Source organism: Amycolatopsis sp. NBC_01488 (genome assembly GCF_036227105.1).
Classification (GTDB): domain Bacteria; phylum Actinomycetota; class Actinomycetes; order Mycobacteriales; family Pseudonocardiaceae; genus Amycolatopsis.
The window spans coordinates 3,329,496-3,343,655 of record NZ_CP109434.1 but is presented as its reverse complement, the minus strand read 5'-3'; the positions used below and the strand labels follow the sequence as shown (position 1 = coordinate 3,343,655).

Here is a 14,160-nt window from a genome sequence, read left to right as displayed (position 1 = left end):
TCACGACAGCCGAGCTTGATAACGCAGTTCGCCGCCGACGGCGGTGCCTTGCACGGTCAGCCCGTCCAAAGCGGACTCGTCGAGCGGCGAGCCGGACAGCACGGCGAAGTCGGCGAGCTTCCCGGGCTCGAGCGTGCCCAGGTCACGCTCGGCGAAGGTCGCGTAGGCCGAGCCGTACGTGTACGCGCGCAACGCCTGCTCCGGCGTCAACGCCTCTTCGGGCGCGAAGGCGGCGCCTGACGCCGTGCGCCGCCGAACCATGTCGGCGAGCGCGAGCAGCGGCGCGCCGTTCACGACCGGGCGGTCCGAGGACGCGGGAAGCACGCAACCCGCGTCGAGGACGCTTCGCAGCCGGTAGCACCACGGCACGCGAGACTCGCCGAGCGCGGCGCGCATGCCGTCGCCGAGCTCGTTGACGAACCGTCCCTGCGGCGAAGCGAGCAACCCCAGCGAAGCGAGCCGAGACAGCTCCGCGGGCTGAAGCACCGCGCAGTGCTCGATGCGGTGCCGGTGGTCCGTGCGCGGCGAAGCGGCCAACGCAGCTTCGTAGGCGTCGAGGACGACGGTGATCGCGCGGTCGCCGATCGCGTGCGTCGCGATCTGCCAGCCGGCCTCGTGGGCACGGCGGATCGTGCGGGCGAGTTCGTCCTCGGGCACCTGGAAGTAGCCGCGGTTTTCGGGCTCGCCGTCGAAGGGCTCGTGCATCGCACAGGTGCGCCCGACCAGGGAGCCGTCGGCGAACAGCTTCATCGGGCCGACGCGCAGCCACTCGTCGCCGAGGCCGGTGCGCAGGCCGAGGTCGAGGCCGAAGCCGGCGCCGTCGGGGAGGTCGTGCAGCACGCTCGCGGCGACCATCACCGTGCTGCGCACGCGCAGCACGCCCTGCTCGCGCGCCTGCTGGTAGGCGGCCAGCTCGGCGGGCGTCTCGCCGACCAGGCCGCCGCCGATCCCGGCCTCCTGGACGCTGGTGATGCCCTCGGCCAGGTACCGCTCGGATGCTCGGCCGAGCCCGCGCACCACGCGCGAAACCGGCGTCGGGTACGTCAGCGGCCGCAGCAGCAGCTGGGCCTGCTCGCGCAGCAACCCCGTCGGCGAACCGTCCGGGTCGAGCACGACATCGCCGCCGACCGGGACGTGAGCCAGGTCCAGCTGGTCGAGCACGGCCGAGTTGACCACGGTCATGTGCCCGGACGTGTGCTTGAGCCGCACGAGCATCCCCGGCGCGGCGCGGTCCAGCCCGTGCCGGTCGGGGTGCCCGCCGGCGAGCTTGTTCTGGTCGTACCCGCTGCCGACCACCCAGCTCCCGGCCGGCAGCGTCGCGGCCCGGGCGGCGACGGCGTCGTAGACCTCCTCGACGCTGCGGCAGCCGCCCAGCGCGACGTCGTCCAGGCCCATCCCGAACCACGCCATGTGGTTGTGCGCGTCGTGGAAGCCGGGCACGACGAACCCGCCGCCGAGGTCGACCCGCGAGCGCGCGGACAGCTCGAGAGCGTCGTCGCCCCAAGCCACGACCCGGCCGTGCAGCACGGCGAGCGCGCTGGTGACGCCCGCGCCCGTCCACACCGTGGCGTTCTCGTAAACCGTGTCGACCCACATGAGCCCGAGGCTATCGATCGATCGATCGAACGTCTAGCATCGGCGGCATGCCCACCGTGGAGTTCGCCGTCGAGGACGGCATCGCGCAGATCCGGCTGAACCGGCCCGAGCGGCTCAACGCGGTCGCCGCCGTCCTGGTCGACGACTTCCTCGCCGCCCTCGACGCCGCCGCGCGCAGCGACGCCCGCGTCGTCGTGCTGTCCGGTAACGGCCGTGCCTTCTGCGCGGGTCACGACCTCAAGGAACCCACCCCCGCGGGTGATTCACGGGCCCGGCTGGACCGGCTCCAGGACGTCACACGGCGGCTGCGCGGACTGCGTCAACCGGTGATCGCGGCGGTGCACGGCTACGCGATCGGCGCCGGCGCCGAGTTCGCACTCGGCTGCGACCTGATCCTGGCCGCCGAAGACGCCGTCTTCGCGTTTCCCGAGGTCTCGCTGGGCCTGAGCGTCACCGGCGCGGCGTCGCGGTTGCTCCCGCTGCTGGTCGGCCCGCTCAAGGCGAAGGAGCTGCTGCTGCTCGGCGAGCGCTTCGACGGCCGGAAGGCCGCGGAGCTGGGCATGGTCAACGCCGCCGTGCCCGCCGACCAGCTGCCGGCCGAGGCGCTCAGCTGGGCGAAGCGGATCGCCGGGCATCCCCCGGAGGCCGCGGCGATGGCGAAGCGCGTCCTCGACGCTCCGATCGACGTCGAACCGGCGCTCGAACTCGAGGTCAGCCACGCCCTGATCACCGAAACCTCGGCCGCGGTCGCCGCGTCCACGGAGGCCTTCCGGAGCCGGACGTGACGCCGCTCGCCGAAATCGGCACGCTCGCCCAGCTCGTCAAGCGGGCGGCCGGGCTGTGGCCGGAGCGCACGGCCTGGGTGTTCGACGAGACCGGCCGGCGCTTCACCTTCGCCGAGGTCGACGGCGAAAGCTCGCGGCTCGCCGCGGTGCTGGCCGAACGCGGCATCGGCCCCGGCGACCGGGTCGCCGTGATGCTGCGCAACGTGCCCGAGTTCCCGCTGCTGTGGCTGGCGCTGGCCAAGATCGGCGCGCAGCTGGTGCCGGTCAACACGAACTACCGGGAGTTCGACGGCGCCCACGTGCTCCGCCATTCCGGCGCGAAGCTCGTCGTCGCCGCGCCGGAGTTCACCGAGTTGCTCGGCCGCATCGGGCTGACCGAGGTCGTCACGCCGGACCGGCTCCGCACCGACGCCGGACCACCGGAGTTCACGCCGGTGCCCGAACTGCCGGTGAACATCCAGTACACGTCCGGCACGACCGGCGCCCCCAAGGGCTGCGTCCTGCCGAACCGGTACTGGACGACCCTGGCCGTCGGGCTGACCACCGACTTCCCGGCCGTCGGCGAGGACGACGTCATGCTGACCGCCCAGCCGTTCCACTACATCGATCCACAGTGGAACGTCGCGTTGGGACTCGCCGCCGGCGCCACCCTCGTCGTGCTGGACCGCTTCCACCCCAGCACGTTCTGGGCGAAGATCCGCGAACACGGTGTCACCTGGTTCTACTGCCTCGGCCTGATGCCCACGCTGCTGCTGCGGCAGGAGCCGTCGGCGGCCGACCGCGACCACCGCGTCCGCGCGATCTGCGCGTCCGCGATCCCGCACGAGCTGCACGCCGAGCTGGAGGCGCGCTGGGGCGTGCCGTGGTACGAGGCGTTCGGGATGACCGAGACCGGCGGCGACATCCGGATGACGGCGGCCGACCACGACGAGACCGTCGGCACCGGCTGCATCGGACGGCCGAGCCGCGACCGCGAGGCGATGATCGCCGGCGACGACGGGAAGCCGCTGCCGCGCGGGGAAACCGGTGAGCTGCTGATCCGCGGGATCGGGCTGATGCACGGCTACCACGACGATCCCGAGGCGACGGCGAAGGCGTTCCGCGACGGCTGGTTCCACACCGGCGACCTCGCGCGGATGGACGACGCCGGCCGCGTCTACTACGTCGGGCGCACGAAGGACATGATCCGCCGCAGCGGCGAGAACGTCTCCGCCGACGAGGTCGAGCGCGCGCTGCTGCTGCACCCGGCGGTGCGGCTCGCGGCGGTCGTCGCGGTGCCCGACGAGCTGCGCGGCGAGGAGATCAAGGCGTACGTCGTGTGCGACGGCGAGCGTCCGGAACCGGCCGTGCTCGCCGCGTTCTGCGCGGAAAAGCTGGCCTACTTCAAGGTTCCGCGGTTCTGGGCGTTCGCCGACGAGCTGCCGATGACGCCGTCCGAGCGCGTCGCCAAGGGCGAGCTGCGCAAGGTGGCCGACCCGCGTGCCGGGTCGTGGGACGCGAAGGCGGCGGCATGGCTGTGACCAGCCGGGAGCGCGTCCGCGCGGCGGCGGTGAAACTGTTCGCCACCAAGGGTTTCCACGGCACGGGCATCCGGGACCTGGCGCAGGAGGCGGACCTTTCGTCGGCGAGCCTGTACCACTACATGGGCACCAAGGAGGATCTGCTCGCGGAGATCATGCACACGGCGTTGCACCGCCTGCTGGCCGCGGCCCGCGAGGCGACGGCCGGCAGTGCCGACCCGGTGCACCGGCTGCGCACGCTGGTCGCGCTCCACGTGCTCGCGCACGCGGTCGGCCCGGCGGAAACCCGCGTGGTGGACAACGAAGTCGACGTCCTCTCCCCCGCGGCGCGCGAACCGGTGGTGGCACTGCGGGACGCGTACGAACACCTGTGGGCGGCGGCGATCGAAGAAGGTGTCGCGGCCGGGGTGTTCCACACCGAACACCCGGCGGTGACGCGGCTCGCACTGCTGGAGATGTGCAGCGGCGTGGCCAGGTGGTATTCGCCGCACGGGCCGCTGGCGCTGGACCAGCTCGCGGAGCACTACGCGGAGCTGGTCTCGAGGGCCCTGGGCTGCACGTCTCCGCCGGGCGTGGCCGACTTGCGGCGCTGCCGGGAAATCGTCGCGAAAGAGTGGGGCATGTCCGTTTAGCGGCGCTTTTACCTGTGTACGCCTTGCCCAGACGGCGTGCGTGGGGGACGCTCGAAGGGTGACTGAGGAAACGATCCAACTGGAACTGGACGACTCGGGTCTCGCGCCGGGCCTCCCGGCGCCGGCACACCCCCGCGATCAGGTGCAGGATGTCCCCTATCGCCCCGTCGAGTTCCGTGATGACGATCTCCCCACCGCCCTGGAGCGGTGCTCGAAGTGGCTACGGCAGGCACAGGACTGGCTGGGCGAGCCGCTCGACGTCCTGGCGATCCACCTCGACTACGACGACCGCCAGGGTTCGCCGTACTACGACGTGAAGCTCCTGTGCAACGAAGAGGACCTGGCCGGCGTCCCGATCGCCATCCGCAACAAGAAATAACCGAAGTACCGCCGAGGCCACCTCCCGGACGTCCGGGAGGTGGCCTCGTTCGCTTTCCGGCGGACCTCAGCCGAGCACGCCGCCGACCTTCACGTGCCCCTTGAGCAGGTTGCGCGCGATGGTGCGGCGCTGGATCTCGTCGGTGCCTTCGTAGATGCGCAGCAGCCGCAGCTCGCGGTACCACCGCTCGATCGGCAGCTCCCGCGTGTAGCCCATGCCGCCGTGGATCTGCAGGACGCGGTCGACGATCTCGTTGGCCTTCTGGCCGCCGTACAGCTTCGCCATCGACTGCGCGTGCCGCGAGTCGACGCCCTGGTCGACCTGCCAGGCGGCGTTGAGCACCAGCCACCGCAGCGCCTCGAGCTCGACCCCGGAGTCGGCGATCATCCACTGGATGGCCTGGCGTTCGGCGATCTTCTGCCCGAACGTCTCGCGGGTGTTGGCGTGCTCGATGGCCATCGAGATCAGCCGCTCGCACGAACCGATCGCGCGCGCCGGCAGCAGGTAGCGGCCCTGGCCGATCCACTGCATCGCGAGCTCGAAGCCGCGGCCCTCCTCGCCGAGGATCTGCGTCTCGGGGACGCGGACGTCCTGGAAGATCAGCGAAGCCGGGCCCCACTCGCCCATGGTGTCGATGTACTCGGACTTCCAGCCGGCCTCGCGGTCGACGAGGAAGCACGTGACGCCGCCGTTCGCGCCCTTCTCCGGGTCGGTGATCGCGAAGACCATCGTGAAGTCGGCTTCGTTGCCGCCGGTGATGAAGGTCTTCTCGCCGTTGATGATCCAGTCGGTGCCGTCCTTGCGGGCGGTGGTCCGGATGGCCTTGGCGTCCGACCCGGCGCCCGGTTCGGTGATCGCGAAGCACGACTTGCGCTCGCCCGAGATGGTCGGCAGCAGGTAGGTCTGCTTCTGCTCCTCGTTGGCGTGGAACAGGATGTTGTCCGCGGCGCCGCCGAAGCGGAACGGCACGAAGGTCCGGCCGAGCTCGGCCTCCAGCAGCGCGGCCATCACGGCGGACAGGCCCATGCCGCCGTACTCCTCCGGCGTGAACACGCCCCAGAAGCCGGACTCCTTGGCCTTCAGCTGGAGGTTCTTCAGCTCCTCGCCGGTGAGGCCGGGCTGGTGGGCGCGCTCGCGCCGGAGGACCTCCTGCTCGAGCGGGATCAGCTCCCGCTGGACGAACGTGCGGACCCAGTCGCGCACTTCCCGTTCTTCGGTGCTGAGAGAAAAGTCCATACCGAGCTGCTCCTCCGACACTGGCTAAGCGCTTGCTTAGCTCCAGGGTACCTCCTGATCGCCGGATTACCCCAGACCTGTCCCGGAATTCGTGACAACCGCTTCGGCGCCCGGGAGGATCGGGGACGTGATGGAGATCGTGGTCCGCTGGTCGTCCCCGCTGCCCGCCGAAGAGCGTTTCCTGCGTCTGCTGGACGACGTCGAGCAAGGCCGCTTCGAGGCGTACCGGCAGGACGCGGACAAGCGGCGCTTCCTCACCGGCCGCGTACTGGCCAAGACAGTCGCGGCGGAGCGGCTCGGGGTATCGGTGGACTCGGTGAAGTTCGACGCGACCTGCGAAGACTGCGGCAAGCCGCACGGGCGGCCCCGGATCCCGGGCGCGGACCTGACGCTGTCGATCTCGCACTCGGGCGACCTGATCGGCGTCGCGGCCACGCCGTCGGTCCCGGTGGGCCTGGACGTCGAGACGGCGGGCCGTCGCGCCGACGACGGCTTGATCGAGTACGCCCTGAGCCCGGCCGAGACAGCGCACCTGGCCGGCCTGACCGACGAGCAGAAGGCGGCGGCGTTCTTCGTCTACTGGACGCGCAAGGAAGCGGTGATGAAGGCCACGGGCAAGGGCCTGCGCATCCCGCTGAAGAGCATCACGTTCTCCCGCTTCGACGAACCGGCTGCCCTGGTGTCCTCAGGCGACCCGGCACTGGACCCGGCGACGACCCGCCTGGTGGACCTCAAGGCCGCCGACGGCTACCGGGCGGCCATCGCCGTCCTGACCACCGACGAGCTGTCGGTGACCGAGGAACTCTGGGCCCCCTAGACGCTGTCCGCCAGGCCCATCGCGCTCAGCAGCGTCCGGAACTTCGCCGTCGTCTCGTCCAGCTCCGCCTGCGGGTCCGAAGCCGGGACGATGCCACCGCCCGCGTACAGCCGCATCGACGTCGACGCGATCTCGGCGCAGCGGATCGCCACCGCCCACTCGCCGTCGCCTGCCGCGTCCACCCAGCCGACCGCGCCCGCGTAGTAGTCGCGGTCGAACGGCTCCAGCTCCTGGACCAGCTCGCGCGCTCCCTCGGTCGGGGTGCCGCAGATCGCCGGGGTCGGGTGCAGCGCCGCCGCCAGGTCGAGGGCCGTGACGTCCTGGTCGGCCAGCTCGCCCGTGATCGGGGTGCGCAGGTGCCAGATCGCCGGGGTCGTGACCAGCTCCGGCTCGGCCGGGACCTCCAGGGTCCGGCAGAACGGCCGCAGCGCCTCGACCAGGTAGTCGATCACCACGGCGTGCTCCAGCTGGTCCTTGCGGGACGTCCGCAGGGCCTCGCCGTTGGCGCGGTCGGTCGCCGGGTCGGCCGAACGCGGCATGGAGCCCGCGTGCGGGGACGAGAACACCGTGCGGCCGGTGCGACGCAGCAGCAACTCCGGCGTCGCGCCGACGAGCGAGCGGCCGCCGGGCAGCTCGGCCGCGTACGTGAAGTGCCGGGGATTCCCGACCGCCAGGTTGCGGACGATGCTCTCCGCGGAAACCGGTGCGGCGAACTCGAGGTCGAGGGCCCGCGCGAGGACGGCTTTCCGCAGGTCACGCTCACCCAACGCGGCGATCGCGGACCGGACAGAAGCCATGTGCTGGTCAGGCGAAGGCACCGCACGCACCCGCACGGGCGCCGGCAGGACCTCACGCGGCAATGAAGGCGTGCCTTCGGACCGGTGGACGGTCCGGGGCACGACGAGGTGGCCCGGCACCTTCGTGTCGGGCCCGGTGTCGAACGGGAGGACGCCGACGGCCAGCGGGGCGCCGGTCTCCGCCAGGACACCGGGGATCACCGAGGCGAGCCGCCGCGGGTCCGTCTCGGTGACGGTCCGGATCGTGCCTTGCGCGAGGAGTGCGCGCGAAGCCGTCGTGAAGAGGAAGTCGCCACGCTGGTAGCGGGCGGCGAGGTCCAAGGCCGGGGTCGCCGGGTCAGGTGAGCTCACGAGACCTAGCGTCCCAGGCTTCGGGAGATCCGCGAGGGGAGTGTCACGAGCGACACTCCCCTCGCGGGAGCTCCTGACGACGGCTACTTGAGCGCGTCGATGAGCGCCTCGCGCTGGCGCTCGCCCAGGCCGGCGGCGCGCCGGTCCGGGTCGATGCCGGCCTGCTCGAGCAGGGCGGCGACCTTCACCGCGCCGAGGCCGGGGACGGCCTTCAGCAGCTGGGTGACCTTCGTCTTCCCGATCGTCTTGTTCTCCTTGGCCTGCTTGAGCACCTTTTCGATGCTCTCCTTGCCGGACTTGATCGACGCGAGCAGCTCCGAACGCGCCTTGCGAGCCTCGGCCGCCTTGGCGAGTGCATCGGCGCGCTGCTCCGGAGTCAACGTAGGCAGAGCCAACGTAGTAGTCCTTTCCTCTCAGGTCTCCGCTTTCGCGGCCGACGGCTTTTCGGTGCGCTTGCTCCTGCAAGCGCTGGCCAGCCGTCTCTTACCACGGCCCCAGTAAACGCCACCGGGTTCTCGGCCGTGCAACCGACACGCACTTAATACCCCCGGAGGTGATACCGGGCAACCCGCTCCGGCCTGCGGAAACGCTCCCAAGAACCGTCCCGAGTGGCCATACTCACCCGGAAGTGAAGCCTCCACTACACCGGGTTTCGGCGCGTATTTCCTTGCCCACAACGAAAAGCGCAAAAATTGTCGATCATGATCACCGTTCGGTCGTCGCCCGATCGCGCGACGACCGTGACCGAACGGAGCCGTTGTTGACCATGCCCGCTTCACCCGATCCGCACTAGAGTCGGCGCAACCCCAGTTCACCGGCGAACGACCCCCGGGAGCGACCATGTTGAGCACCATGCAGGACGGCCAGCTGTCGCTGGCGACCCTGCTCCGCCACGGCACGTCGGTGCACTCGGCGAGCGAAGTCATCACCTGGACCGGTTCAGAAGCCCGTCGCGAGAGCTACAGCGACCTCGGCCGCAACGCCGCCCGCCTCGCGAACGCGCTCCGGAGCCTCGGCGTGACGGGCGACCAGCGCGTCGGCACGTTCATGTGGAACAACGCCGAGCACCTGGCCGCCTACCTGGCGGTGCCGGCGATGGGCGCCGTGCTGCACACCCTGAACATCCGGCTGTTCCCCGAGCAGCTCGTGTTCGTGGCCAACCACGCCGAGGACCAGGTCGTCATCGTCGACGGCACGCTCGTCCCGCTGCTGGCGAAGCAGCTGCCGCAGTTCAAGACGGTCCGGCACGTCATCGTGGCCAACGGCGACGCCGCGTCCCTCGAGGCGCCGGAGGGCGTCGAGGTGCACGCCTACGCCGAGCTGCTGGCCGGTCAACCGGACACCTTCGACTGGCCGGACGTCGACGAGCGCTCCGCCGCGGCGATGTGTTACACCTCGGGCACGACGGGTGACCCCAAGGGCGTCGCCTATTCCCACCGCTCGATCTGGCTGCACTCGATGCAGGTCTGCATGAGCGACAGCATGAACCTCGCGCAGAGCGACAAGGCGCTGTCCATCGTGCCGATGTTCCACGCGATGGCGTGGGGCCTGCCGTACGCGTCGCTGATGGTCGGCGCGTCGCTGCTGATGCCGGACCGGTTCCTCCAGCCGGCGCCGATCGCCGCGATGCTGGCCGCCGAGAAGCCGACGTTCGCCGGCGCGGTCCCGACCGTCTGGCAGGGCCTGCTCGCCCACCTCGAGGCGCACCCGCAGGACATCTCCCACCTGCGCGAAGTCGTCGTCGGCGGGTCGGCGGTGCCGCCGTCGCTGATGCGCGCGTTCCAGGAGAAGCACGACGTCTCGATCCTGCACGCCTGGGGCATGACCGAGACGTCGCCGCTGGGCAGCGTCGCCCGGCCGCCGGCGAGCGCGACCGGCGACGAGGCCTGGCGCTACCGCTACACGCAGGGCCGCTTCCCGGCGTCCGTGCGGGCCCGGCTGATCGACGACGGCGCGGTGCTGCCCTGGGACAACGAGGCCGTCGGCGAACTGGAGGTCCAGGGCCCGTGGATCGCGGGCTCCTACTACGGCGGCTCGGAGGTCGACCCGGACAAGTTCCACGACGGCTGGCTGCGCACCGGCGACGTCGGCAAGATCAGCGCGGACGGCTACCTGACGCTGACCGACCGCGCCAAGGACGTCATCAAGTCCGGCGGGGAGTGGATCTCCTCGGTCGACCTGGAGAACCAGGTCATGGGCCACCCCGCGGTGGCCGAGGCCGCGGTCGTCGGCATCCCCGACGAGAAGTGGGACGAACGGCCGCTGGTCGCCGTCGTGCTCAAGGAAGGCCAGACGGCGACGCCCGAGGAGCTGCGGGAGTTCCTGGCCGACAAGGTCGCGAAGTGGCAGCTGCCGGAGAACTGGACGTTCGTGGACGAAGTGCCCAAGACGAGCGTCGGCAAGTTCGACAAGAAGCGGATCCGCGCGTCCTACTCCGAGGGAAAGCTCGACATCGCCCAGCTCTAACGGGTAAATCTCCGGCGAGTCTGCACGCTTGGGACGGCCACCATGCGGGAGTCTGACGCCCTCATGGTGGCCTTCAGAGCACGTCGGAGGGGTTCTGGGGATGCATAACAGGCGGAGTTTTCTCGCGCTCGCCGGGCTGGGCGCGGTCGTCACGGCCTGCGGGTCGAACACCGGGCGGCAGGGCACGCCGCCGCCGTCGACGGCCTACTCGGCGGGCCCGCCGCCGACCGACGCGCCGAAGGTCACGCTCCAGCAGTGGTACCACGCGTACGGCGAAGACGGCGTCCAGGAAGCGGTCAAGCGCTACGCCGCGAGCTACCCGGGCGCGACCGTGAACGTCCAGTGGAACCCGGGCGACTACGACTCGAAGATCGTCACCGCGCTGCAGAACAGCAAGGTGCCGGACGTCTTCGAGGCGCAGGTCAAGATCGACTGGGTGCGGCAGAACCAGGTCGTCTCGCTCGACGACGTCATCGCGCCGCTCAAGGGCGACTTCAGCCCGGCCGTGCTCGCCGCGCAGACCGTCGAGGGCAAGGTCTACGGCATCCCGCAGGCCACCGACACGCAGGTGCTCTTCTACCGCAAGAGCCTGCTGCAGGCCGCGGGCGTGCAGCCGCCGCAGACGGTCGACGAGCTGATCGACGCGGCGGGCAAGCTCACGAAGGACGGCGTCAAGGGCTTCTTCGCGGGCAACGACGGCGGCGTCGGCGTGCTCACCGGGCCGCTGCTGTGGTCGGCCGGCCTCGACTACCTGAAGAACGGCAACCGCGAGGTCGGCTTCGACGACCCGCGCGCGGCGACCGCGCTCGGCAAGCTGCACACCTTGAACGCCAACGGTTCCCTGCTGCTCGGCGCGCCGGCGGACTGGTCGGACCCGGGCGCGTTCATCGACGGGCTCACCGCGATGCAGTGGACCGGGCTGTGGAACGTGCCGAAGATCCGCGACGCGTTCGACGACGACTTCGGCGTGCTGCCGTTCCCGAAGCTCGACGGCAGCGGGGCGCCGTCGGTGCCGGTCGGCGCGTACGGCGCGATGGTCAACGCCAAGAGCGCGCACGTCGCCGAGGCCAAGGCGTTCGTGAAGTGGCTGTGGATCGACAACACCGCCGACCAGCTGGAGTTCGCGACGAAGTTCGGTTTCCACGTCCCGGCGCGCCAGAGCCTCGCCGACCGCGCGGACAGCCTCAAGACGGGCCCGGCCGCCGACGCCGCGCGGTTCGTCAAGGAGAACAGCCACCTCGTCGGCGGTCCCGTGTGGACACAGCAGGCGAACACGGCGTTGTCCGACGCGGTCGCGAAGATCGCGAAGGAGGGTGCCGACCCGGTCGCGCAGGTCAAAACGGCCGTTGACGCTGCCGCAGCTGAACTGAAGCGCCTGTTCGGATGAAGCGGCGCGACGCGCGCGCGTTCTGGCTGTTCGTCGGGCCGTTCCTGCTGGGGCTCGCGGTCTTCGCGTACCTGCCGATCGGCTGGAGCGCGTACCTGTCCTTCTTCGACGCCCGCAACACGGTGACGCCCACGCAGTTCGTCGGGCTGGACAACTACGGGCACCTGGTCACCGATGAACCGTTCCTGTCGAGCCTGGGGACGTTCAGTGTGTTCGCGGTGTTCATCGTGCCGCTGACGTTCGTGCTGTCGCTCGCGCTCGCCCTCGGCGTCCACCAGCTGCGGTTCGCGCGGGCGTTCTTCCGGTCGGTGTTCTTCCTGCCGTTCGCGTGCTCGTACGTCGTCGCGTCGCTGATCTGGAAGACGTCGCTGTTCTCCGGGGTCCGCTACGGACTGGCGAACACGGTGCTTTCGCTGTTCGGCGCCGACCCGGTGGCCTGGACCGGGACGGTCGACCCGCCGCTGTACTGGATCGTGCTGGTGACGGCGCGGCTGTGGCTGCAGCTCGGGTTCTACATGATCCTGTTCATCGCGGCGCTGCACCGGATTCCGCGGCACCTGTACGAAGCGGCCTGGCTCGACGGCGCGAAGCCGGGCTGGCAGGTGTTCCGCCACATCACGTTGCCGCAGCTGCGCGCGACGGCGGTGGCGGTGCTCCTGCTCAACCTGATCAACGCCTACCAGGCGTTCGACGAGTTCTACAACATCATGGGCGACGCCCGTGGGTACCCGCCCTTCGCGCGGCCCCCGTTGGTGTACCTGTACTACACGTCGCTGGGGTCGGGCGGCCAGGACCTCGGCCGAGGCAGCGCGGGCGCGGTGATCCTGGCGCTGATCATCGCACTGGGGACCTTGCTGCAGGGCCGGGTGCTGCGCTTCGGACGTGCGACATGAGGGTCTTCCTCCGGTGGGCCTCGCTGGCCGTGGCCGCGGTGCTGTTCCTGCTGCCGTTCTACCTGCTGGTGCGCAACGGGCTGGCGTCCCGCGCGGAAATCACCGCTCCACAGTGGACACTGTTTCCGTCCACTGTGCACTGGGACAACTTCTCGAAGCTGTTCTCCCTTTCCGACGTCCCGTTCGCGCGCAGCCTGCTGAACTCGGCGATCGTGGCGACCTTGCAGACGGTCGGCTTGCTGGTGATCTGCGCACTGGCCGGCTACGGCCTGGCGCGGATCCCGTACCGCCATTCCCGTGCGGTTTTCCACGCGGTGCTGGCGACGCTGATGATCCCGACGTCGGTCACGTTCGTGCCCAGTTTCGTGGTGGTTTCGACGCTCGGCTGGCTGTCGGACTTCCGCGGGTTGGTGATTCCCGGGCTGTTCAGCGCGTTCAGTGTCTTCCTGTTCCGGCAGTACTTCCTGGACTTCCCGCGCGAGCTGGAGGAGGCCGGGCGAGTGGACGGCCTGACGCGCTGGGGCGTGTTCTGGCGGGTCGTGGTCCCCAATTCGAAGGGTTTCTTCGCGGCGATCGCGGTGATCACCGTGATCGGCAGCTGGAACGCGTTCCTGTGGCCGTTGATCATCGCCCAGTCCCCCGATTCGTGGACGGTCCAGGTGGCGTTGTCCGGGTTGCTGACGGCGCAGAACCCGCAACTGAACCTGCTGTTCCTGGCGGCGGCGGTGTCGATCCTGCCGATCGTGCTGCTGTTCGCGTTCCTGCAGCGGTATTTGGTGCGCGGGGTGACGGAGTCCGGTTTGGGCGGCTCGTAACGCGGGACGCGGCACGACCGACTCCGGGTTGTCCCGAAGGAAGCAGGTACTCCCATGACCAGTTCCGACCCGTACCCGTCGGTCCACCCGGACGACCCCGCGGCCGGCGCGCCCGTCCCGGCCCAGCCCGGCTGGCAGCCCCAGCCGAACCCGATCTCCGCCCCGCTGCCCGCGCAGCCGTACGCGGTGGTGTCCCCGTACCCGATGCTGCGCACCAGCGGCCTCTGCGTCGCGGGCATGATCGTCGGCATCCTCGCCCTGATCGGGTTCTGGATCCCGTTCGGCGACGTGCTGATGGGCCTGCTCGCGATCGGCCTGTCCTGGGCGGGCATGTCCCAGGCCGCCAAGCCCGGGTTCACCGGCCGCGGCATGGGGATCGCGGGCCTGGTCTGCGGCATCATCGCGATGATCCCCGCGATCATCTTCATGGTCATCTTCTTCACCGCCGCGGCGACCGTGACGACGACCTGCGGGCTCTACTGCTGA

The 14,160-nt window shown here is 70.3% G+C and carries 14 protein-coding genes; 10 read left to right on the top strand and 4 right to left on the bottom strand.

Going from position 1 to position 14,160, the window contains the following annotated elements; genetic code table 11:
- Positions 1-1,596: an amidohydrolase gene (locus OG738_RS16245; protein WP_329054847.1), complete on the bottom strand. Its 1,596-nt coding sequence runs from the start codon at positions 1,594-1,596 to the stop codon at positions 1-3.
- A 47-nt stretch (positions 1,597-1,643) separates the two neighbouring features.
- Here OG738_RS16245 and OG738_RS16240 point away from each other — a divergent pair, with 47 nt between their 5' ends.
- The 4 genes from OG738_RS16240 to OG738_RS16225 are packed head-to-tail and all read left to right on the top strand — an operon-like array spanning position 1,644 to position 4,912.
- On the top strand, positions 1,644-2,381 hold the full coding sequence (locus tag OG738_RS16240; RefSeq protein ID WP_329054846.1) for an enoyl-CoA hydratase/isomerase family protein: 738 nt from the start codon (positions 1,644-1,646) through the stop codon (positions 2,379-2,381).
- The gene (locus tag OG738_RS16235) at positions 2,378-3,901 is read left to right on the top strand and encodes an ATP-dependent acyl-CoA ligase (RefSeq protein ID WP_329054844.1); all 1,524 of its coding nucleotides are present in this window, start codon (positions 2,378-2,380) and stop codon (positions 3,899-3,901) included. The genes OG738_RS16240 and OG738_RS16235 overlap by 4 nt, the downstream gene beginning before the upstream one ends.
- A complete protein-coding gene (locus OG738_RS16230; protein WP_442875901.1) occupies positions 3,892-4,533 on the top strand; it encodes a TetR/AcrR family transcriptional regulator in 642 nt (213 codons plus the stop codon). Before OG738_RS16235 ends, OG738_RS16230 begins: the two co-directional genes overlap by 10 nt.
- A gap of 58 nt (positions 4,534-4,591) precedes the next feature.
- Positions 4,592-4,912 (top strand): hypothetical protein, encoded by a 321-nt coding sequence (locus OG738_RS16225; RefSeq protein WP_329054842.1) that lies wholly within the window; start codon positions 4,592-4,594, stop codon positions 4,910-4,912.
- 66 nt (positions 4,913-4,978) lie between these two features.
- On the opposite strand, the gene OG738_RS16220 is transcribed toward OG738_RS16225, so the two are convergent.
- The gene (locus tag OG738_RS16220; RefSeq protein WP_329054840.1) at positions 4,979-6,148 is read right to left on the bottom strand and encodes an acyl-CoA dehydrogenase family protein; all 1,170 of its coding nucleotides are present in this window, start codon (positions 6,146-6,148) and stop codon (positions 4,979-4,981) included.
- A gap of 130 nt (positions 6,149-6,278) precedes the next feature.
- Between OG738_RS16220 and OG738_RS16215 the strand changes: the two genes are divergently transcribed.
- Entirely contained in the window at positions 6,279-6,965 is a 687-nt protein-coding gene (locus OG738_RS16215; RefSeq protein WP_329054838.1) for a 4'-phosphopantetheinyl transferase family protein, read from the top strand.
- Here the strand turns inward: OG738_RS16215 and OG738_RS16210 are convergent.
- Together OG738_RS16210 and mihF are read right to left on the bottom strand one after the other, a co-directional pair.
- Complete coding sequence (locus OG738_RS16210; RefSeq protein ID WP_329054837.1) at positions 6,962-8,113, bottom strand: isochorismate synthase; 1,152 nt, start codon at positions 8,111-8,113, stop codon at positions 6,962-6,964. The two genes, OG738_RS16215 and OG738_RS16210, sit on opposite strands and share 4 nt — an antisense overlap.
- An 83-nt stretch (positions 8,114-8,196) precedes the next feature.
- On the bottom strand, positions 8,197-8,508 hold the full coding sequence (gene mihF / locus OG738_RS16205; protein ID WP_026468624.1) for an integration host factor, actinobacterial type: 312 nt from the start codon (positions 8,506-8,508) through the stop codon (positions 8,197-8,199).
- A 445-nt stretch (positions 8,509-8,953) separates the two neighbouring features.
- Between mihF and OG738_RS16200 the strand changes: the two genes are divergently transcribed.
- From OG738_RS16200 to OG738_RS16180, 5 genes are all read left to right on the top strand, one after another.
- Positions 8,954-10,579 carry a long-chain fatty acid--CoA ligase gene (locus OG738_RS16200; protein ID WP_329054829.1) on the top strand — a complete coding sequence of 542 codons (1,626 nt, stop codon included), beginning with the start codon at positions 8,954-8,956 and terminating at the stop codon, positions 10,577-10,579.
- A 100-nt stretch (positions 10,580-10,679) separates the two neighbouring features.
- The gene (locus OG738_RS16195; protein WP_329054828.1) at positions 10,680-11,966 is read left to right on the top strand and encodes an ABC transporter substrate-binding protein; all 1,287 of its coding nucleotides are present in this window, start codon (positions 10,680-10,682) and stop codon (positions 11,964-11,966) included.
- The gene (locus OG738_RS16190; protein ID WP_329054826.1) at positions 11,963-12,859 is read left to right on the top strand and encodes a carbohydrate ABC transporter permease; all 897 of its coding nucleotides are present in this window, start codon (positions 11,963-11,965) and stop codon (positions 12,857-12,859) included. The genes OG738_RS16195 and OG738_RS16190 overlap by 4 nt, the downstream gene beginning before the upstream one ends.
- Complete coding sequence (locus tag OG738_RS16185) at positions 12,856-13,674, top strand: carbohydrate ABC transporter permease (RefSeq protein WP_329054824.1); 819 nt, start codon at positions 12,856-12,858, stop codon at positions 13,672-13,674. The genes OG738_RS16190 and OG738_RS16185 overlap by 4 nt, the downstream gene beginning before the upstream one ends.
- A 54-nt stretch (positions 13,675-13,728) precedes the next feature.
- Positions 13,729-14,160, top strand: a complete 432-nt coding sequence (locus OG738_RS16180) for a DUF4190 domain-containing protein (RefSeq protein ID WP_329054822.1) — start codon at positions 13,729-13,731, stop codon at positions 14,158-14,160.

What these genes read in the sequence shown, in the direction of transcription:
- OG738_RS16245 (WP_329054847.1), bottom strand. Translation starts at nt 1,596, where the DNA reads ATGTGGGTCGACACGGTTTACGAGAACGCCACGGTGTGGACGGGCGCG.
- OG738_RS16240 (WP_329054846.1), top strand. Translation starts at nt 1,644, where the DNA reads ATGCCCACCGTGGAGTTCGCCGTCGAGGACGGCATCGCGCAGATCCGG.
- OG738_RS16230 (WP_442875901.1), top strand. Translation starts at nt 3,892, where the DNA reads ATGGCTGTGACCAGCCGGGAGCGCGTCCGCGCGGCGGCGGTGAAACTG.
- OG738_RS16220 (WP_329054840.1), bottom strand. Translation starts at nt 6,148, where the DNA reads ATGGACTTTTCTCTCAGCACCGAAGAACGGGAAGTGCGCGACTGGGTC.
- OG738_RS16215 (WP_329054838.1), top strand. Translation starts at nt 6,279, where the DNA reads ATGGAGATCGTGGTCCGCTGGTCGTCCCCGCTGCCCGCCGAAGAGCGT.
- OG738_RS16200 (WP_329054829.1), top strand. Translation starts at nt 8,954, where the DNA reads ATGTTGAGCACCATGCAGGACGGCCAGCTGTCGCTGGCGACCCTGCTC.
- OG738_RS16195 (WP_329054828.1), top strand. Translation starts at nt 10,680, where the DNA reads ATGCATAACAGGCGGAGTTTTCTCGCGCTCGCCGGGCTGGGCGCGGTC.
- OG738_RS16190 (WP_329054826.1), top strand. Translation starts at nt 11,963, where the DNA reads ATGAAGCGGCGCGACGCGCGCGCGTTCTGGCTGTTCGTCGGGCCGTTC.
- OG738_RS16185 (WP_329054824.1), top strand. Translation starts at nt 12,856, where the DNA reads ATGAGGGTCTTCCTCCGGTGGGCCTCGCTGGCCGTGGCCGCGGTGCTG.
- OG738_RS16180 (WP_329054822.1), top strand. Translation starts at nt 13,729, where the DNA reads ATGACCAGTTCCGACCCGTACCCGTCGGTCCACCCGGACGACCCCGCG.